Source organism: Thalassotalea sp. Y01 (assembly GCF_012932945.1).
Lineage (GTDB): Bacteria > Pseudomonadota > Gammaproteobacteria > Enterobacterales > Alteromonadaceae > Thalassotalea_A.
Genome location: NZ_JABBXG010000001.1, coordinates 450,064 through 470,080 on the forward strand (window position 1 = coordinate 450,064; position 20,017 = coordinate 470,080).

21 protein-coding genes are annotated in these 20,017 nt (G+C 42.9%); 9 read left to right on the forward strand and 12 right to left on the reverse strand.

Going from position 1 to position 20,017, the window contains the following annotated elements; translation table 11 throughout:
- Nucleotides 1–48: 48 nt before the first annotated feature.
- The 7 genes from HII16_RS01780 to pdsO all read right to left on the reverse strand — a co-directional run bounded on the left by HII16_RS01780 (nucleotide 49) and on the right by pdsO (nucleotide 6,255).
- Nucleotides 49–855 carry a class GN sortase gene (locus HII16_RS01780; protein WP_169126933.1) on the reverse strand — a complete coding sequence of 269 codons (807 nt, stop codon included), beginning with the start codon at nucleotides 853–855 and terminating at the stop codon, nucleotides 49–51.
- A gap of 13 nt (nucleotides 856–868) precedes the next feature.
- Nucleotides 869–3,121, reverse strand: coding sequence for a marine proteobacterial sortase target protein (locus tag HII16_RS01785; protein ID WP_169126934.1), 2,253 nt, complete (start codon nucleotides 3,119–3,121; stop codon nucleotides 869–871).
- 124 nt (nucleotides 3,122–3,245) lie between these two features.
- Complete coding sequence (locus HII16_RS01790; protein WP_169126935.1) at nucleotides 3,246–3,575, reverse strand: hypothetical protein; 330 nt, start codon at nucleotides 3,573–3,575, stop codon at nucleotides 3,246–3,248.
- A complete protein-coding gene (locus tag HII16_RS01795) occupies nucleotides 3,575–4,111 on the reverse strand; it encodes an RNA polymerase sigma factor (RefSeq protein ID WP_169126936.1) in 537 nt (178 codons plus the stop codon). Before HII16_RS01795 ends, HII16_RS01790 begins: the two co-directional genes overlap by 1 nt.
- A 15-nt stretch (nucleotides 4,112–4,126) precedes the next feature.
- The gene (locus HII16_RS01800; protein ID WP_169126937.1) at nucleotides 4,127–4,474 is read right to left on the reverse strand and encodes a DUF6249 domain-containing protein; all 348 of its coding nucleotides are present in this window, start codon (nucleotides 4,472–4,474) and stop codon (nucleotides 4,127–4,129) included.
- Nucleotides 4,475–4,614: 140 nt separating this feature from the next.
- Nucleotides 4,615–5,070 carry a hypothetical protein gene (locus tag HII16_RS01805; protein WP_169126939.1) on the reverse strand — a complete coding sequence of 152 codons (456 nt, stop codon included), beginning with the start codon at nucleotides 5,068–5,070 and terminating at the stop codon, nucleotides 4,615–4,617.
- A gap of 411 nt (nucleotides 5,071–5,481) precedes the next feature.
- The gene (gene pdsO, locus HII16_RS01810) at nucleotides 5,482–6,255 is read right to left on the reverse strand and encodes a sortase-associated OmpA-like protein PdsO (protein ID WP_169126941.1); all 774 of its coding nucleotides are present in this window, start codon (nucleotides 6,253–6,255) and stop codon (nucleotides 5,482–5,484) included.
- A 230-nt stretch (nucleotides 6,256–6,485) separates the two neighbouring features.
- Here pdsO and pdsR point away from each other — a divergent pair, with 230 nt between their 5' ends.
- From pdsR to HII16_RS01835, 5 genes are all read left to right on the forward strand, one after another.
- Complete coding sequence (gene pdsR, locus HII16_RS01815; protein ID WP_169126943.1) at nucleotides 6,486–7,178, forward strand: proteobacterial dedicated sortase system response regulator; 693 nt, start codon at nucleotides 6,486–6,488, stop codon at nucleotides 7,176–7,178.
- 9 nt (nucleotides 7,179–7,187) lie between these two features.
- Nucleotides 7,188–9,365 carry a proteobacterial dedicated sortase system histidine kinase gene (pdsS, locus tag HII16_RS01820; protein WP_169126945.1) on the forward strand — a complete coding sequence of 726 codons (2,178 nt, stop codon included), beginning with the start codon at nucleotides 7,188–7,190 and terminating at the stop codon, nucleotides 9,363–9,365.
- A 160-nt stretch (nucleotides 9,366–9,525) separates the two neighbouring features.
- Nucleotides 9,526–9,822 carry an isoamylase early set domain-containing protein gene (locus HII16_RS01825; RefSeq protein WP_169126947.1) on the forward strand — a complete coding sequence of 99 codons (297 nt, stop codon included), beginning with the start codon at nucleotides 9,526–9,528 and terminating at the stop codon, nucleotides 9,820–9,822.
- 212 nt (nucleotides 9,823–10,034) lie between these two features.
- The gene (gene glgC / locus HII16_RS01830) at nucleotides 10,035–11,312 is read left to right on the forward strand and encodes a glucose-1-phosphate adenylyltransferase (RefSeq protein ID WP_169126949.1); all 1,278 of its coding nucleotides are present in this window, start codon (nucleotides 10,035–10,037) and stop codon (nucleotides 11,310–11,312) included.
- Between the two features lie 9 nt (nucleotides 11,313–11,321).
- Nucleotides 11,322–12,872, forward strand: coding sequence for a glycogen/starch synthase (locus tag HII16_RS01835; RefSeq protein ID WP_169126951.1), 1,551 nt, complete (start codon nucleotides 11,322–11,324; stop codon nucleotides 12,870–12,872).
- A 13-nt stretch (nucleotides 12,873–12,885) separates the two neighbouring features.
- Here HII16_RS01835 and HII16_RS01840 read toward each other — a convergent pair whose 3' ends face one another.
- Nucleotides 12,886–13,593, reverse strand: a complete 708-nt coding sequence (locus tag HII16_RS01840; RefSeq protein ID WP_169126953.1) for a GAF domain-containing protein — start codon at nucleotides 13,591–13,593, stop codon at nucleotides 12,886–12,888.
- Between the two features lie 276 nt (nucleotides 13,594–13,869).
- Between HII16_RS01840 and folX the strand changes: the two genes are divergently transcribed.
- The 4 genes from folX to HII16_RS01860 are packed head-to-tail and all read left to right on the forward strand — an operon-like array spanning nucleotide 13,870 to nucleotide 16,034.
- Entirely contained in the window at nucleotides 13,870–14,280 is a 411-nt protein-coding gene (gene folX / locus HII16_RS01845; RefSeq protein WP_135437912.1) for a dihydroneopterin triphosphate 2'-epimerase, read from the forward strand.
- Between the two features lie 10 nt (nucleotides 14,281–14,290).
- Nucleotides 14,291–15,013: a dihydromonapterin reductase gene (gene folM, locus HII16_RS01850; protein ID WP_169126955.1), complete on the forward strand. Its 723-nt coding sequence runs from the start codon at nucleotides 14,291–14,293 to the stop codon at nucleotides 15,011–15,013.
- 14 nt (nucleotides 15,014–15,027) lie between these two features.
- The gene (folE, locus tag HII16_RS01855) at nucleotides 15,028–15,714 is read left to right on the forward strand and encodes a GTP cyclohydrolase I FolE (RefSeq protein ID WP_169126957.1); all 687 of its coding nucleotides are present in this window, start codon (nucleotides 15,028–15,030) and stop codon (nucleotides 15,712–15,714) included.
- 59 nt (nucleotides 15,715–15,773) lie between these two features.
- Nucleotides 15,774–16,034 carry a DUF5062 family protein gene (locus HII16_RS01860; RefSeq protein ID WP_135440400.1) on the forward strand — a complete coding sequence of 87 codons (261 nt, stop codon included), beginning with the start codon at nucleotides 15,774–15,776 and terminating at the stop codon, nucleotides 16,032–16,034.
- A gap of 14 nt (nucleotides 16,035–16,048) precedes the next feature.
- Here HII16_RS01860 and HII16_RS01865 read toward each other — a convergent pair whose 3' ends face one another.
- From HII16_RS01865 to HII16_RS01880, 4 genes are all read right to left on the reverse strand, one after another.
- Nucleotides 16,049–16,447: a hypothetical protein gene (locus tag HII16_RS01865; RefSeq protein ID WP_135437915.1), complete on the reverse strand. Its 399-nt coding sequence runs from the start codon at nucleotides 16,445–16,447 to the stop codon at nucleotides 16,049–16,051.
- Between the two features lie 216 nt (nucleotides 16,448–16,663).
- Entirely contained in the window at nucleotides 16,664–17,905 is a 1,242-nt protein-coding gene (locus tag HII16_RS01870) for a cyclopropane-fatty-acyl-phospholipid synthase family protein (RefSeq protein ID WP_169126961.1), read from the reverse strand.
- A 14-nt stretch (nucleotides 17,906–17,919) separates the two neighbouring features.
- Nucleotides 17,920–18,747 (reverse strand): DUF1365 domain-containing protein, encoded by an 828-nt coding sequence (locus HII16_RS01875; RefSeq protein ID WP_211183362.1) that lies wholly within the window; start codon nucleotides 18,745–18,747, stop codon nucleotides 17,920–17,922.
- A 16-nt stretch (nucleotides 18,748–18,763) separates the two neighbouring features.
- Nucleotides 18,764–20,017, reverse strand: a complete 1,254-nt coding sequence (locus HII16_RS01880; RefSeq protein WP_169126963.1) for an FAD-dependent oxidoreductase — start codon at nucleotides 20,015–20,017, stop codon at nucleotides 18,764–18,766.

Sequence of the window (20,017 nt, forward strand, 5' to 3'; positions counted from 1 at the left end):
AGGCTCTGTATTCATCAGAGCCTTAACGACAGTTTCCTCTACCTCATCTTAAAAGTGCCGCGGTTGGCTACGAATACGTTGGTCAAAACGATTCCAAGCCAACTGCTGTTGCGATGCAACGCTACCTTGCACAGGTTCAGCCTCGATAACATAGCGCAATGACGTATTCGCATCCGTGCTATCAAATGGATAGCAGGTTATTAATAACAAGCCACCTCGATCGCCTAAGTAAAGTTGCTGCTGCTCAATATCAACGATGCGAATATCGGTAATTTGATAGGCGTATTTATCTCCGGCTAAGTCTTGCAATAGCACAGGTTCCGACGGGTTCAGGTGCTGTAAGGCATTAAAGTGGGTATCTCGATGGGCACTTATAACAACCGTACCCGCCTCACCAGGTTTAGCCGCTTGACCATGTAAACCAGGTGCAAAGGCCAATTCCTGCCCCGAATCCCCTGCCAAGACGATATGTTCAACCTGTAAACTTGGCAAAATCAACTTGGCGATTGGCAATGAATCAAACCAAGGCCACGGCTTATGCTGGTGTTCTCTATCACTTTTCTGCCATGCTTTTTGCAGTAAATATTGTGCGGCATACGCCTTGGCATGGATGTAAAAACTATTGCCGATAAACGCCAAGGCCATAACAAATACCAGCCAACGAACATAAGGGCGCCTAGATGACGCTGCGCTCGCTGTTGCCTGCTTGGTTTTCTTTGCCTTTGTATTAGCTGTTGTATGAGCTGTGGTATCTGTGCTTGTGCTCGAGCTTGCGTTTGTTTGATTGCACTCATTCGTGCCATTCTCAGTGCTCAGTGTTAGTGAGCGAATATCGACGACTGGTTGATATTTCATATCCCTGCCCTCCTTAATTTTGTTGGTTGTCGCTGGTATCTATATGGTCTCGTTTAAAGCGGTCACGACATCGCAACGACAGTTGCCATAACGCGCAAATCAGCAGTAATAACAGACCGGTTTGTAAGTGCCGAGCTGACATGGTTGCCGTTTGCCCAATCGATAACGGCATTTGGGTGGCACTGAGCTTGTTTGTGTTTGGCGTTTTACTATCGGCTAACGTTGAACCGTGTGGCATGGCGTTGGCTACGTTTTTCTGATGCAATATATCTTGCATCGCTCTCGCCGGCGTATGATCAACCGCTACAAAGCTGGTGTATTTGCTCATTAAGCGATTATCTAAGGCCAAAAGAGTGATGTCTTCGACTAACGCTTGGCGCTCTGATTGCGAGCTGGTGCGAAGTTTTTGATACTCTAGTTGTTTGATTTTTTGCCTTGCCCACCAGGTTTTAATACCGCTGTGTGGTTGCCCTGTTATGGTATTGAGTGATTGTTGCCATTGTTGCTCAGCAACTTTACCCGACACTTCTATATGTTGCGCAGCGGTTTCACCTACAGGCCAACGCACACTCACCAACAGTGGTTGGCCCATATAGACATCAGCAACCTTATTTGGAAACATGCCATGCGGTTGAGTTGGCCATTGAATAGTAATATCCGTTAATTGCGGCTGATTTAAGCGACTCAATAAAGTCTGCATTTGTGTTTGCACTTCATTGATGTCACCAATATAGGTGTAACTGCCACGGCCAAGTTCGGCGCTGCGTTGCATAAAATAGCTATTGGGTGCACTGCCGATACCTACCGTATGTAAGCGGGCATCCGCTAACGAATTATTGATTGCGAGGAACAATTGTTGTTCATTACCAATTGCGCCATCAGTGATAAACACAATTTGGCGTAACATGTTATCCAGTACTGGCATATGCATTGCGGCATTTAGCGCCGGCAACATTTCCGTGCCACCATCGGCTTGTAAGGATTGAACAAAGCGTTGCCCATATTGAATATTGGCATGTGTTGCGTATTGAGGCGTACCGTATAAAGCACGCATACTGGAATCAAACTCAATTACGTTAAATCGGTCAGCTGCCGTCAATTGCGATAACGCAAACGCCAAGGCCTGTTTGGCTTGTTCCATTGAACGCCCGCCCATTGACCCTGATGTATCGATGATATAAATCATTTCCTTGGCAATATGGTTATGTGAGGCGGCAATTTTCGGTGGCATAAACATCAACAAGCCATACTGATATTTATCATCTTGCTCAGTAAATAATGCCGCCCTTACCATACTTGCATCGGATAGCTGCCAACGTAAAACGAAGTCTCGGTCCATGGCAACCTGTTGTTGCAGTAGGCTAATCTGATAGGCATTGTCGGCGTTATAATCTTTTTGCTGAGTGATGAGGTGGTATTGGCTGCTGATCTTATCCAGCTGCAAACCTTGATTTAAATAAACGTTTATTTTTACCAATTGCCCTGCCCCCTTGTGCTCCTGTGGCGGAGTGATGCGCGAGGCGTCAATTACCTGATTATTATCAAGTGCCCAACCACTGCCTGATTGCGCAGCCAAAGGTTGCAACTGCTGCGCTTGCAATTGTTGTTCAATGTCGTACTGGTATTGTTGCTCAGCCTGGTCTTTTAACTGCTGGGGAATGTATCTAGGGGTGATGGTTAATGGCAAACGTAAAGCGAAATGACTGTCTTGCAGATGCAATTGTTGCAAAAAGCTGATTTCAATTTCTATTGATTCTCCCGGTGGAATGTTGGCCACTGAGGTGGTAAAAAGATTGGCTCGCTCTTGTTCAAGCAACGCCGCTTTTTTACCTTGCTGCTTAGCTTGTTGATAGATAATTTTAGCCTGCTTTCGCGGTTTAATTTCCGACTTAATAATGCGCTCGCCAATACGCATCTGCATATCATCGACAGCGACACCATCTTGTAATGGAAACACATAAATCGCCTCAGCCCATTGTTGAGATGGATTTTCAAATGACTGTTTCAAGGTGATTCGCGCCATCATTCCAGTCACATTAACGGTATAGTCACTGTTACTGATGATGCCTATTTGATAGCCTTGCGGCTGCTTGAGAAACATAGTTCCCGAGCTAATCGCGTTATAATCAATAGTTTGTTCAAATGATGTTTGATTAACGCTCGCGTTGGCAACGTGACTGAACACTAATGCACTGCCAAACATTAGATAACATAGCCATGCTAATGCATTATTGAGTTGAGTTTTTGCGGTAGGTTTTACACTCATAACATATCTCCATTAAGTTATAAGTGCAGTAAAACAATAAACCCTGACCTTTCTGCAAAGCCAAAGTGACAAGTCAGAGATTAATTATGACCAATTATGACATGCCAGCATTTATCGCTGGTTATCAGGCAAAATCATCTTTGATGAATAGAAACGTCAAGGCCAATACAAATAGCGGAATCAGCGACCAAAGATCCGCTTGGTTGAGATTCAACGCCGCCAATGGTGCAAAACTAATCGCTTGATTGATCTCAGTTAATGTTGTTGCTAAGCCTTGCATCGGTAAAAACAATAACAAAGACAACAAGGCTAAAACCAAACTAATGGTTAACACTTTTACTCGGTATTGCTGCATTTGCTGATAACGGTTTACCAGATTATCAACAAAATCACCCGCTTTGAGTGACGGCATAGGTTTACTTAGCAGTTGTTCTATTTCGGTTTTGTCGTTCATCAGGCAACCCCTTTATAACAAGATGGTATATGTTTCTGCATCGCTTCTTTGCCTCTATTGCAATGCGATTTCACCGTGCCAAGTGGCATGTGCAACAGCTCACTAATTTCAGAATGGCTATAACCCAAGGTTAAGTGCATGGTGATAACTGCTCGCTGCGCAACACTGAGCGGTGCCATAAGACGATAGATTAACTGTTCTTGAGCCAGTTGTTCGGTTAATTCGGTACTCTGCTCATCAAGCATGGTTTGCTCATCGATGACCTGTGCCTCACCGCGTGCTTTTAGCATCTGCAAATATTGACGATACGCAATGCGATACAACCAAGACTTAAATGCGTTGACGTTTTGTAACTTGCCCAATTGTTGATAGGCAATCAACAAGCTCTCTTGTGCGATGTCATCGGCCAATGCGCAATCGCCAGCGGTTAATCGCCGACAATAACCACGCAAGTCCGACTGACATGTTGTGACGATGCGGTCAAATGTCTGTCGGTTTTGCGTGCTTTGAAAATGAGCGATTAAACGTTTAAGCATATATGCTTTATTGTATCAGCTTTTATCGGCGAATCGATAGACCAATAAATAGCCAACCCCTATGGTCAACGGAAACATAGCAATGCCGGCCATATCCGCATCCGCCGTACTTATCCATGCGTACAAGGCAATACCTACGGCTAATGAGACTAACAGGATGCCACGTTTAAAATCCGCTTTCGGATTACGCTGCACGTGCAGTATTTTTTCGATACTTTCTGGGCTTAATGCTTGACCATTATCCAGAGCTTTTTGAATGGTTTGCTGCAGAGCCATTTTATTTTTATAAGCATAAAATAAAAACAACCAAGCAACGACACCTGTGGTCACAAATAATACGATAGGGACTAGTTCTTCCATCATTACATTCCTCTTTTTCTATAGTGTTATCGTTAAGAGGAATTAAATAATGAAAATGGATGCAGTAAATGAAAATATTTTTACTGCACCCATTGCAAAGTTACACCATTGCGTGTGATAGATACCGCTAACTAGCAGTAATCTTATACTTCACATTCTTTTTCTTGAGTCTTCCAAACTACCGGGTCCCAATATTCGCCAGTCTTTAATTTTGACTTATGCTTACGATTATATTTAGCACCTAAGTAGTATCGCATGTTGGCTTCAACATCAATTTCGATCACTTTATAATTAAGCATTTCACCACGTCGACGAGTAAAGTAGCTGTCGGTAATATTTTCCATTACTTTGATTTTATGCTTACCTGGCGACAAGACAAACGAATGGCTGTTGCTGCCTACCGGCACGCCATCAATGGTATTGATAACCACATGATACAGTCGCTTTGTTTCTGGCGGGCGCTTGTAAACGCTAACGATGCCACAAGCCGTTGGGTCGACCGTTTCAGCACTTTCTTGCTCATCAAAAGCTTGGGTGCTAAAAGCCAACATTGGTGCCATAGCCATGGCGATAAATGAGAGTTTTTTACTGGTTTTCATAGTTTCTTCCTTAAATGTCACTAAAGCCAAAATGCGATTAGAGCCAATGACTTAACTAATTGCTAACGACTTATAGATAGCCTGCAATTGCCTGACAAACAACCCTCTAACTTTGTCCAAATGTAAGTAAATTTGTCGCTGATTATATAATCGCCTGACAAACCACTGGAACAACCGGGGTTATTTTCCTTAAAACGCCTATTTGTCATACTCTACAGAGCAAAAACACAAATAAATCAAGACGTAACAAACTGTGCACAGTGACACACTTTGTAACCTAACTATAGGAGATAAAATCACCATTACAAACGATAAATCATATTCTGCAATGAAAAAAAGACGATAACTAGAGGCCGATATCGTCTTTGTTTTGGTGGGAGATTTAGGACTAAAAGTCCTTAATAAACAGGGTTATAAATTTGCTTGTTTGGCCACCTCCTCACTGTCGACTTTTAATTTTAAAACAACGCGACGGTCAAAGTAATTTACCTCTTGTTGTTGCTCTGGTTGCAATGGCAAAGATTCACCAAATGCGGTGGCATAAATACGATTTTCACCGACCCCTTGTGCGACTAACAGCTGTTTTACTTTGTCGATACGACGCTGCGCCAATTTTAGGTTCAAGGTTTCATCACCTTGACGGTCGGTGTAACCTTCAAGGTCGATATATAAGTGTGGCGAACGCTTTAACACGGTTGCTAGAGCGATAACTTGCTGTTGATAATGGGCTTCAATGTCACTTGAACCGGTTCGAAACATTAAGCTAACGAGAATATTTTCCACTTGCGCTTTTTCGCTGTTTTCATAGGCCTTGGCGATATTCATCACCTCATTTTGATACTGCAACTCGAGATTTTTTAGCTCACTGCTTTGCTTATGAGCTAAGTTTTTACGTTGCATTTGTTCGCTGGCCAGTTGCTGCTCCAAGCTGTCAATTTCGCGTTCTGATACCAAATGCTTGGCAAAGTAATCACCGGCAAAGGCCGTGATAAAAGCGCCTGGTGGACCACCAAAGATGCCACCAATCACCGCACCAATGCTGATACCCCATTTTTCTTCGCTTGGCATTTCGTCGATATGCTCGACCAATGTTTTCGCTTGTGGCTGCTCGTCAGCTTGGGCAATGTTAATAAATGAACTGCTTAATATCGTCGCAATAGCTAGTGTAGTCATGGTCTTTTTCATAATGATTCCTCGTCAATTAAAATAACTGTGCAGATCAACAGTGACTTGCGTCGAAGCGTTGCTGCCCTGCCGATGAATTCATTAAACAAAATAAAATTGACTTTTTTTTCGTCAAAAACTGATACTTGTGAAATAGATTATGACCAATTATGAAAATTGCTTTGTTTCGCTAGAATCAGATATGCAATCGGGTATAGTGGCTTTAATAACAAAATCAAAACGAGAACATAATGAGTAAACGCATTGCCATAGTTGAGGATGATGAAGCCATTCGAGAGAATTACGCGCAAGCTCTGCGTCAACAGGGCTTTGTTGTACAGACCTACCGGAATAAGAGTACGGCTTTGTCGGCGTTTGAATTAAGCTTGCCACATCTGGCCATTCTTGATGTCGGCCTTGAAGAAGAATTTGATGGCGGCTTTGATATATGTCGTTATTTGCGAGAAAAGTCAGCCACGTTACCCATTATATTTTTAACCGCACGCGATAGCGATATCGATCAAATCAGTGGCCTGCGTCTTGGTGCCAATGACTACGTCAGCAAAACCATGAGTTTTGATAACCTTAGCGCTCGTATTCATGCCACTCTTAATTACTTAAAAATCATTGAAACCCCGGTTGTTGAGAACATTTTGCAGCGACACGCGTTAACCATTAATAAGGATCGACTATCTATCCGTTGGCACAATGACTTGGTAAACTTCACCATTACCGAGTTTTGGATGATTCACTCTTTGGCGCTAAACCCAGGTCACGTTAAAAGTAAGGATCAATTAATGCAGGATGCAAATATTGTCGTTGATGACAACACCGTCACCGCCCATATAAAACGCATTCGCAAAAAGTTCATGCAGGTCGATGCCAATTTCAACTGCATTGATACCGTATATGGCATGGGTTATCGTTGGCTAGAAGCTAAATAGGATAGATTTGTGCGCATCAGTATTACCGTAAAGCTTATGATGGTGGCCAGTGTGTTATTGGCCATACCGTTTATCGGTTATTACTATATTTGGGATATGGAAAAATACTTGCGTGTTGGTCAGGAACAGACGCTAAAAAATAATGCCAAAGCTTTGGCCACGGCATTACATAATCGCCCCAACCTGTTTAATCCCCATGCCAGTTATAAAGACACCTTAGAACAAGGCAAAGACTTTTTCCCCACTGAAATTAATGATGCCATTTTATTAGATGGCAAAGATGAAGATTGGCAACAATACAGTGCCACACGAAATATCAATCGCTATGACTATCAAAACCAAATTGGCAGCAAGTTAACCAAGCAGCAAGTCAGTGTTGAATACAGCGCCAATATCGGCCGCTATAAAGGCTTTGTGTATGCGTTCTTTAACGTGACTGACGATAAACTGATTTTGCGCCCTGAAAATGCCATTTCGATCAGTAATAATGATCACCTAGAAATCGCCACCATTGATTACCTAGGTCAATTACAACGCTATATCATATCCAATCACAAAGCTGGATGGGTAAGCGCATTCAAAGTCAGTGATGTGCCCGGTGCAACGCCGCAAAATGAACCGGGTATACAAGGTCATTTAGCAATTACTGAAAACGGTTACAACATTGAAATTCGTCTTAAAGAAGACATGTTAGGAGACAAAGTTGGTTTCCAGATATTGGATGTCGACAGCCTGCAAAAACCCATTCAACATGTTGCCGTAGGCACCGCCAACACCCACGACGCACAAGACCTTGGTACCTTTACCGTACCTTCTCCCGAAATTGAGGCGATTATCGCTGCTATGGGTCGTACTCATTCAGCGATAACCGTGGTCGATAAACACTCGCGCATTCTCAAACATCAAGGCAGCATTTATAACGCAACCGGTGATTATCTTGAGCCATTAGATTTACAACAAAACACCTACAGTGCTGGCTTTTCTGGCAACTGGATAAGTCAATTCAAACAATGGGTTCTGGAACCGTTTTATCAGTACCTGCTTACCAGGCCACCGAAAGAATTCCAGATCCAAGCATTTGATAATCGTCGCCATCAAAATCGCCATGTCAATAATGCCTTATTGCGCGGTAGACTCGACTCAATATGGTGGACCACACCGGATAACAAGGCGGTTATCTTGTCTGCGGCGCACCCTATTTATGTTGATGATAAGGTTATGGGAGCAGTGGTTGTCGAGGAAACAACGCATGGCATTCGTAACATTCGTAATGCTGCCGTTGAAGGTGTACTACTCACCAGTTTATTTATTTTCATTTCGGTACTGGCACTGTTTCTCTATACCGTGCGTTTGTCCTATCGTATTCGACAATTGCGTAATCAAACCGACGCATTAATCGATGACAATGGCCGTCTACGTGGCATGATGACCGCGGCAACGGCTAAAGATGAAATCGGTGATTTATCACGAAGTTTTACCGACATCATTCAACAGCTTGGCCAGTACAATGACTATTTGCAAAACATGTCATCACGTCTTTCCCATGAACTAAAAACCCCAGTAGCCGTGGTGCGCTCCTCACTCGAGCATTTAGCGCTAACCGAAACCGATGCCAATAAATCGGTATTTGTGCAACGGGCGCAACAAGGTATCAACCGCTTACACTCAATATTGTTGGCCATGAGTGAAGCAACTCGGCTTGAACAAACCATCGAGCACAGTGAATTTGAATCCTTTGATCTGGCCGCGTTGGTAAAGGGTTGCAGTAACAGTTACCAACAAATTTATCAGCCGCAATCTTTTCATGTCCGCATAAGCGAAGAGCCCACGCTATTTATCGGCAGTGACGAACACATCGCCCAGCTTTTTGATAAATTGATTGCCAACGCGGTAGAGTTTTCTGATGGCAGCGCCATTGATATTCAACTGCAAAACGACAAACAGCAGGTGCAATTATCGGTCAGCAATAAAGGGCCATTATTACCAGACAATATGATGCTCAGTATTTTTGATGCCATGGTGTCGATTCGCACTCTGCAACAATCTAACGCAGAAAGCGAACAATTGCACTTAGGCATTGGCTTGTATATTTGCCGCTTAATCGCAGAACAACATAAAGGCAAAATCATTGCCGAAAACCTAATTGATGACAGTGGCGTGCGCTTTACCTTGACCCTGCCAAAATGAACATTAAATGAATTTTTTGTTATTTCATATTAACTTAGGCACGAAACGTGCAAACTTATCTATGTTGCCGCTGCGAAACATCGGTAACGCATCATGGTTGTGCGCAATAGCGGTTTTTCCGCACTAATTTGGCGCAAGACATACATTTAGGGAGATAATTATGTTAAGCAAAAAGTTTTTTAAAACCAAAGACGAAGCTGAAATCACCTTTGATTTTGCTCGTGAAGATGTCACGTCAGTGGAGCTCTATGCTGACTTCAATGATTGGCAACCGATTGCAATGAAGTTTGTTAAATCAAGTAACAGCTTTAAAACCAAAGTACGTTTGCCAAAAGACTCGGAGTATCAATTTCGCTACCTGCTAAACGGTCAAGAGTGGGAAAACGATTACAAAGCTGATTGTTATTTAGCCAATGACTTTGGCAGTGATAATTCTATTGTCAGCACCAGTGTATAGCCTATAACAACGCGGTATAGCAGTTCATTGCCGCAGCAATATAGCCGATACGGACAGGCTGTGATTTACTGCCTGTCCGCCCATTCAAAACATATTGGCAGCAAGATAATGAACTTGCTGATCCGACCATACCATATTGGGCGAGTATTATTGATGCATTTTTGTTCAACTTGCCCTAGTATTGAACTAACCTAACAACAAAGGACGCCGCCATGCCATTCACTTCGCATCGTTATATCAGTAACCTAACCCGAGATACTTACGCATTAATTCTCGCCGGTGGTAAAGGTTCAAGATTACATGAACTCACTGATTGGCGAGCCAAGCCAGCGACATTTTTTGGCGGCAAATTTCGTATTATCGATTTTCCTTTATCCAATTGTATTAACTCCGGCATTCGTCGAGTTGGCATCGCCACGCAATATAAATCTCATTCACTGATCCGCCATATCAACCGAGCATGGGGACATTTCAAGAAAGAACTGGGTGAGTCGGTAGAAATACTACCAGCGTCACAGCGCTATGGTGAAGGTTGGTACGCCGGTACCGCCGATGCAGTATTTCAAAATATCGATATTATCCGTCATGAGCTGCCTAAATATGTGATGATTTTATCCGGTGATCATGTCTATCGAATGGATTACGGTAATTTACTGGCCAAACACGTTGAAACTGGTGCTGACATGACCGTATGTTGTATTGAGGTACCTTGTGAAGAGGCCGCAGGCGCATTTGGTGTCATGACCGTTGATGAAAACAACCAAGTACAACGCTTTGATGAAAAACCAGAAAACCCATCAGACATTCCGGGTAAACCGGGTCTGACGTTGGCGTCAATGGGTAATTATGTGTTCAATACCGAGTTTTTATTTGAACAACTGCAACGTGATAATGAAAAAGAATCGTCTAGCAAAGATTTTGGTCACGATATTATTCCAGACATCATCAAATCCCATAAAGTCTTTGCCTTTCCATTTATCGATCCAGACACCGGTGGTCAGCCATATTGGCGCGATGTCGGTACCCTAGATTCGTTTTGGGAAGCCAATATGGAGTTGGTCGAGCCTGAGCCACAACTTAATATGTACGATGCTGACTGGCCTATTTGGACCTACCAAGAGCAAACGGCGCCTGCTAAATTTGTTTTTGATGAAGAAAACCGTCGTGGTTTGGCTATTAACTCCACCATTGCCGGTGGTGCCATCGTTTCCGGTTCAACTGTCAAACAGTCTTTGTTATTCTCTCATGTACGGGTTAATTCATTCTGTTATATCGAACAATCCGTGGTGCTACCTGGTGCCACTATCGGTCGTAATTGCACCATTAAAAAAGCCATCATTGATCGTAGTGTTAATGTACCTGAAGGCATACATATTGGCGTCGATCACGAACAAGACAAAGCCAATGGCTTTAGGGTAACCGACAAAGGCGTCGTATTGGTTACTCGAGAAATGGTCAGCGCGTACCTGAAAAAGCAACAAGAAACATAAGGCTGCCCCTTGAAGGTATTAATGGTTGCGTCTGAAAATGACGCGTTAAAAAACGGCAAAGTCGGTGGTATAGGTGATGTCATTCGCGACATCCCTAAGTTCCTCAGTGAGCAAGATGTTGAAGTCGATGTGATTACACCCGGCTATCAATATCACGCCATGGCAAATCCTTCACGTCTCGTCACGAGCATTGATGTACCGTTTCGAAACGGCTTTGAAAAAGTCGAACTGTATTACCTAGAGCAACAAAGCTCAGCAAAGATTGGCCAGTATGTGCTAGAAAGCAAACTATTTTGCCAAGGCAGCCCAGGGCAAATTTATGTTGATGACGGTGCCGACAACCCTTTTTATTCCGATGCCAACAAATTTGCCTTATTTTGCGCCAGTGTTTGCGAGCTACTAATCGGTGAGTGGAAAGACCGCTTTCAGGTGCTGCACCTACACGACTGGCACAGCGCGTTTATCCCAATATTGAGCCGTTATGCACCTCGCTATCAAAGTATTGCGACAATACGCAGCGTTTATTCGATCCATAATTTAGGCATTCAAGGCATTCGCCCTCTAACGGAAACCGAGTCAAGTTTACAAGCATGGTTTCCAACCTTGCAATACGATAAATCACTGCTCGTTGACCCAAGATACGATAATTGTATTAATCCCACGCGGGCGGCTATCAATCTTGCGGACATGGTGCATGTTGTATCACCAACCTATCGCCTCGAAGTGATGAAAGCCAGTGCCCCTGAGCATGGTTTTATCGGTGGCGAAGGTTTAGAGCAAGATTTACAAAAAGCGGATCAGCAAGGGCGATTTATTGGCATATTAAATGGCTGTGATTATTCCGTCGAAAGCCCGGTAATGCTGTCTAACAAAGAGCTGTTAGCACTTATTTGTCGTCAAATTCGCGGCTTGCATGGCTCGGATAATTTCATTAAAGCCTCACATTTTGTCGCTGAACAGCGATGCCAATCTTGGGCTGAACAGGCATTTTCTGGACCGATGCTGATCAGTGTTGGTCGTCTAACCGAGCAAAAAGTACGGTTGATCTTTGAAACCAGCGAACGTGGTTATGTGCTGGATGATATTATGCACCAATTAGCCCATTACAAAGGTCGAATGATCATTTTGGGCTCGGGTGATAAGAGCCTAGAACGCAAGATCACCCAAATCATGCAGCGCCATGAAAACCTATTATTCATTAATGGTTTTTGTGCCGGCCTTGCCGAACAACTGTACGTTAACGGCGACATATTTTTTATGCCAAGCTCATTTGAACCGTGCGGTATTTCACAAATGTTGGCGATGCGCGCAGCGATGCCAGTCATTGCTCATCAAATTGGCGGATTAAATGACACCATTAGCCATATGCACACCGGATTTTTATTTTCTGGTGATAGTATCAATGCGCAAGTATGTGATCTGATGGATAAAATAGAATTAGCGGTTGAGATGTATCAGCAAGACAAAGCTGCGTTCGCAAAAATGTGCGTTAATGCCAAAGCCGAACGGTTTTTATGGCAAACTTGCATTACCGCCTATATAGAGCAACTCTATCGCTGATCAATTTGCTGGTTTATTCAACCAGCAAATTAGAGGTGTCCATATCTTTGGAGAAATTATCTTCTTCTATTGTGAAGTTATTGGAATGGGTAATGTAGGGATGATCTTCCAAAAATATCTCTATGGCGCGACGCACCTTCATCGAAATAAAATCGATTTTATCATCAAAGAAATTTTTGCGATGATCCTCACTATCAAAAATGCCGATAACCTGACCATCAGGGGCAAAAATCGGACAACATAATTCTGATTTCACTTTTGCGTCACAACGGTAATACGGACCTTTATGGCTATCAACATCGGCGATATAGTATGGGCGCTTCTCCATTATAACGCGGGTATTGATCGACTTCTCCAAGTATTCCTCTGATATATCAAATTCAGCTTTACTCATTTCACCGTTATAAACGTATTTGACCAGCTTATCGCCATGACGCAAATATATGCCAAACCACAACACATCGGTTTTTGCATGTATCCAGCGCACTAAACGATTCAAACGCGCCAATAAATCCAATAAATTATGCTTATGCTCTGCAGCCGTGATGCCATGTACATCGTCAACATATTGTTCAAGGTTATAGGTGCGACCCGGCTCTTTAAAAATTGGACAGGTACCATCGTCATTGAGTTTAGGCTCAATATACGTCAGTAAATGTTCGTGATTATCGAGCACATTAATTGGCTCGTAAAGCACCCCAAGAATATCGAATAAGCGCATTATTAATTTTCCACACAGCGAAGTTTTTAGCGACAGATTAACATTTGGTTAATCGTTTATTTAACTGGATGTTTAGACGTCTAAACATCCTCAAGTATTATACATATAAAAAGGTGCTTGCCAACTATTTTATCGAATTAAGCTCCTCTTAAATGTTGACCTTATGGCGGCAAAAGGCAACTTTTGTAGCAAAAGCATAGATAAGTGTCATCCAGGTACTTGTTTTAAGCGTATATGATCCTGTTATACTGAATAAAATAATGAAACGGAAAAGCTATGGAAAACGTGTCAAAACTGTCCGAAATAAACAGTCAAAGCCAGTTGCAACTCGATGATGCTACCATCGACATTATTAACCTTAGGTTAAGAACTTTTATTGGCTTTAATCCAGATGAACTGACTAAGCAGCAAGATATTGTTATCAATGCGCAAATCAAATATCCCGCGGTAGATGCCTGCCAAACCGACGAAGAAACACAAGCACTCAATTACAAAACCATTACCAAGGCTATGATCCATCATGTCGAAGATGGTCACTTTAAGCTGCTTGAAAAGCTCACCAAAGATCTATTGGAAATTTGCATGGAGCACAAGCAAGTGAACTTTGCCAAGGTAACCGTAGAAAAGCCGCACGCGTTGCGCTTCGCGGATTCGGTATCACTGACTTTAAGCGCCAGTCGTAAGTAGAGCAACGACAATGAACAAAGACACCATCATCATTACAGGCGCAGCCCAGCGCTTGGGGTTAGAGACGGCCAAACACCTGATCGAGCAAGGGTATCATTTGGTCATTAGCTACCGACGTGATAAGCCGGGAGTGGAACAACTCAATGCACTAGGTGCTGATTGTATTCAAGCCGACTTTGCCAATACCCAAGGTATTCAGAATTTTATTGCCACGGTTAAAGCGCGTTATTCGCAAATCCGAGCTATTATTCATAATGCCTCAGACTGGCACCCAGAAAACCAAAAACTGGCGCCAGATATCTTGATGAACAACATGATGCAAGTTCATGTGCATGCACCGTATCAAATTAATTTAGCCTTGCAAGATGCACTTTTTAGCTATGCCGACGCAAAACAAACATGTGCCGATATAATCCATCTCACCGATTACATCGTAGAAACAGGTAGCAGTAAGCATATTGCATACGCAGCGAGCAAAGCAGCGCTCGCCAACCTAACCTTATCGTTTGCTAAAAAGTTAGCGCCTAAGGTTAAAGTAAATAGCGTCGCTCCATCCTTAATGTCATTTAATGAGTGGGATGACGACGCTTATCGGCAAAAAACCATCAACAAGTCATTACTTGGTGTCGTTCCAGGTGAGATTGAAGGGGTTGAAGCACTGCAATATGTGCTTAATAGCCGATACCTAAACGGCCGCACCATATCCATCGACGGTGGTCGACACATACGTTAGTCAGGGAATTACCTATGAGCAAATCACATAATAGTTTGGCACTTGCTTCACAAAACACAACGATCAGCGATGAAGCGATCCTTGTGCAAAAATCCTTGATCAAAGCCGGTCTGGAAACACCAGTCAAAGACAATACCCTCAGCAGCGAGGAAAAGTATCGTCGCATTCGAGACAGTTATACTGAAATTTGTAAAACGCTGGGACTCGATTTAAGTGATGACAGTTTGCAAGAAACCCCGCATCGCATCGCCAAGATGTTCGTCAGTGAAATATTCAGTGGCTTGGACTATCAAAACTTTCCCAAAATAACCGCCATTGATAATAAGATGCAAATCGATGAAATGGTGATGGTCAAAGACATCGATTTAATAAGCACCTGCGAACACCATTTTGTCACCATCGACGGTTTCGCTAAGGTTGCCTATATCCCAAACAAAAAAGTCATTGGTTTAAGTAAAATTAATCGCATCGTGCGCTTTTTTGCACAACGCCCCCAAGTGCAAGAACGATTGACCCAACAAATTCTTATCGCCTTAAAAGCGCTACTCAATACCGAGCATGTTGCGGTAAGCATCAACGCTACTCACTATTGTGTTAAAGCGCGTGGTGTCATGGACAGCAACTCCAGTACCGTCACCACGGCATTAAGCGGCTGCTTTAAAGAAAATATGGCCTCGCGCAGTGAATTTTTGAAAGGCTAGACCCTGTTAATCGATTTGTGCCATACTCTGCAAAAGCATTAAGGGAGCCGATTATGGCAATGAAAAAGATAAAGCACGAAGCGGAACTATTGAAAGTCGCTTTAAGGGTTGGCGAAGGGTATGCTGTTAAGCGCGGTTATAGTGCATTTTCTGGTACCGATTCGGCAAAGCAAAAAGTTGAAGCCTTGTATCGCTTATTGGTTAATGACAAGCTGATTACACCGGTACCGGAAGATAAAGCAGACCAGCCTATGATGAAACACAAATTGGCATTATGGATCGCCAAACAGTTGCCTGAAGGCCACCCTCTCCTCAAGTAGCTTCACCAGTAGCCCTACAAATTTATGTAAATGTTCTGCGTGCGCGTCTGACGCTCTCCCGCAATCAGCGCTTCAACAACTACGGTCAGGGTGTGATAGCCTTGACCTTTTGGCATAACCGCAATATTTAACGTACCGTTTTTATCAGCAACATCAATCACTTCGTCGGCAAGTAAGGTTAGCTTACTGCTGCTATTTACCAACACTTTAACATCTTCGCTATCTGCAGGCAGTCGGTAACCAATTTTGACATCACCAGGAACATCAGGGGTCAAACGGATTTGCTGTTTGTAATCAAGAGTGATGGTTGGCTTAGCAAACATTGGATCGTTATACATACTGGCATCGATATGACCAAACATTGGATCAAACCCAGCGCCATGGTTTTCACAGGCCTGTGTCGAAAAAAACATTAACGAAGCTGCTAAAGTTAATACTTTTGTTGGTTTGATGATCATCTCGTTTATCCTGCTGTAATTCGCTTAATTCCTAAATGAGCCAGCATAAGCGCATTTGAGTGGGCCAAGGTTAGCACATTATTGCCGTTATTATAAATGTAAAAAAGCGCGACCGTAATCACGCTTTTGTTATTAATTTGTATCTCACCGCCACAATGACATGTTCGGCGATTAATGTGCCTTACGAGCAACAAAGTGTACCGTTGAAATAGAGCGCTCAATAAACGCACCTTCACAATACCCTAAGTAATATAGCCAAAGCTTTTTAAAGCGCTCGTCATAACCATAGTTAAGCAACTCGTTCCAGCTCGCTAAAAATCGCTCACGCCAACAATGCAAGGTTTTCGCATAATCTAAGCCAATATCATCAAGTTGATGTAATACCATATTGGTGCGTTGACTCAATTTCTTATTCATCAATTCAACCGATGGTAAAAAGCCGCCCGGAAAAATATAACGCTGAATGAAATCAACATTGTTGAGATACGATTCAAATCGTTGATCAGCAATGGTTATCGCTTGAATGAGCATTTTGCCGCCGGGTTTTAGACGCGCATTACATTGGCTGAAAAAACTGTCCATATACTCATAGCCAACCGCTTCGATCATTTCAATTGATACTAATTTGTCAAACTGTCCTTGTAAGTCCCGATAGTCTTGCTTCAACAAGGTAATCTGTTGCTGCAATCCTTGCGCGGCAATTTGTTGCTTAGCGTATTGGTATTGCTCTTCAGAAATGGTGGTGGTGGTAACATGCACACCGTAATGCTTTGCAGCGAAAATCGCCAAACCGCCCCAGCCAGTGCCAATTTCAAGAAGCTGATCACCTGGTTCTAAGGCTAATTTATCGCAAATGGCACGCAGTTTATTTTGTTGTGCCTGATCCAAGTCCATACTGCCTTCACTAAAAATAGCGCTAGAGTACATCATCGACGGGTCAAGAAAGCGGCTATATAACTCATTTCCTAAGTCATAATGCGCTAAAATATTTTGTTTCGAACCTGAGTGAGAATTACGATTATTGCGGTGGATTACCTTGTTTTTTATCCGGCTCAACCAGGCCATTTTCTGTTCCAGTTGATCGGTTTGTGATTGCGCTCGGGCAAACAAACGAATCACCTCTGTTAAGTTCGGGCTTGACCACATTCCCTCAATAAACGCCTCTGCCGCGCCAATGCTGCCACCTTTGACAAAGCGTTGGTAAGCGGCGCCGTCGTGAATATGTACAATACCGTTGAGCGTTTCAGGATAGTGATGCCCTTGGTTGTCACCAAACTGATATTCTTCGTCGCCTTCAATGACCACCAGTTGGCCTACATCGAGTCGTTGTAAAATCGAAAATACCAGACTTCGACAGCGTTTTTGAATCCAGGTTAACGATGCTGTTGACTCTCTAGAAACTATGCCTTCCACTATTCATCCTACCTTTATTTATTTGTCATCGTCTGTGCATCTGCTTGTTTATCATTTTGTTTTTCAGACGCTGACGCTTGTTGTTTACCCTGTTGATACGGAACAAATTTAATCCGCTTTAAAAATAATTTCAGGGCTTGATAATAAATTCCTGCAACCACCTTTACGGTCATGGCCGGTAACTGCAACCATACCGCCAACATATGTTTGGCGTTTAATGACGTTGCTTTGAGTGCCAAAGTTGCATCAAATACGTGTTCGCCGTGGCTGCGTTTATTTTCAATATGTACCAGTAAATTATTACTATTTTGTGATGGCGCTTTGATACGCCAATGATATTGCATGGCAAGATCCATAAACGGTGATACGTGAAAATCCTTGTCGCTGATCATTTCTTGCTGCAAATCGATTAAATAATAATGCCGTTCGTTCCATGGCGTATTGCTCACCTCGGCCAGCATATATCGGCATTTACCATGGTCGCTTTTGTCGTAACAAAAGTAAAAGTTTGCTGGAGAAAAATACAAACCAAAACAACGTGCTTGCACTAACATCATGACCTCGCCATCAGGCATAACACCATCCAATTGTGCCACTTTATGGCTTATACGTTGTCGTAATGAACCTGGTTCACCGCAAACATAATCGCTTTCAACAAAACGAACCGGGTTAAACCATGAATAGCCAAAAATACGGCCAAATTTTTTCTTGCACATAACCTCATTAACGTTGAGTCCGAGCATGTATAAGGTGTAGTTAAAATGATGTGATTTAGGTACAAAGCGACGGTGGCGAACATTGCCACGAAAAATCTGACTTTGAAGTGGCAAACGATGCGCCATCTTTTCCCCAATCATGTTACAAATAACACTCAAATCGTTGACCAACATCCACGGCGCTTCTTACGCCATCCTCATGAAAGCCATTATACCAATAAGCGCCGGCAAAATGGGTGCGATTTTTCCCACAAATGCTGTCTCGTTGCTGTTGTGCTTGCATTGAATCAACATTAAACACCGGATGGTGGTAAACAAATTTTCGCAAGATTTTAGCCTCATCAATGTCGTCATTTTGATTTAGGGTGACACAAAATGTAATGTCTGTTTTTAGCCCCTGCAATATATTCATATTGTAGGTGACGCTGGCAGGTTTATCCCTATTGGCGGATAATTGATAGTTCCAACTGGCCCAGGCTTTGCGTCGGTCTGGCAGCAGCGCCCGGTCTGTATGCAAGACCACATCATTGGCGCTATATGGAATGTTGCCAAGTACTCTTTGTTCATCATCACTGGCATCGGCTAGTAACGCCAGCGCTTGGTCAGAATGACAGGCTAATATAACCTCATCAAAATCCTGCTCGCTGCCATCCGCCATCAACAATGTCACCCTGTCTTGTTGTCGCTTAATCGAATCAATATCGGCATTAAGATGGATATTATCTTTGAACGGTGCAATAAGTGGCTCAATGTAATTGCGTGAGCCGCCAGGGATGACATACCATTGCGGTCGGTCAGCGATATTCAGTAATCCATGGTTATGAAAAAAGCGGACAAAAAAGTGGAATTGGAATTGATTCATTTGCTCAAGAGAACTTGACCAAATTGCGGCACCCATAGGTAAAATATAGTGCTCAGCAAAGAACTCACTGAAACCTTGTTGCTGTAAAAACTCACCCAGTGTCAGTTCCATACCATGCTGATTGTCTTCAAAGGCCAATTTACATGCTTTGTTAAACCGCAAAATCTCGCGAATCAAAGACCAAAACTTAGGTCTCAGTATATTGCGTCGTTGCGCAAACAAGGTATCGAGATTATGGCCATTATATTCAAGTTTGCTTTGGCAATTGTGCACAGAGAAACTCATCTCTGTTTCCTGTTTGTCGACGCCTATATTGGCCAACAACTTTAAAAAATGAGGATAGGTTTTGTCGTTGCAAACAATAAATCCGGTATCAATAGCGAATGATTGTCCTTCAACTTCGACGTTGACAGTGGCTGTATGCCCGCCAATATAATTATTTTTTTCAAACACACTTACGTGATGTTTTTGCGATAACAACCAGGCGCTGGTTAAGCCCGATATGCCTGAGCCAATAACGGCGATTCTTTTCAT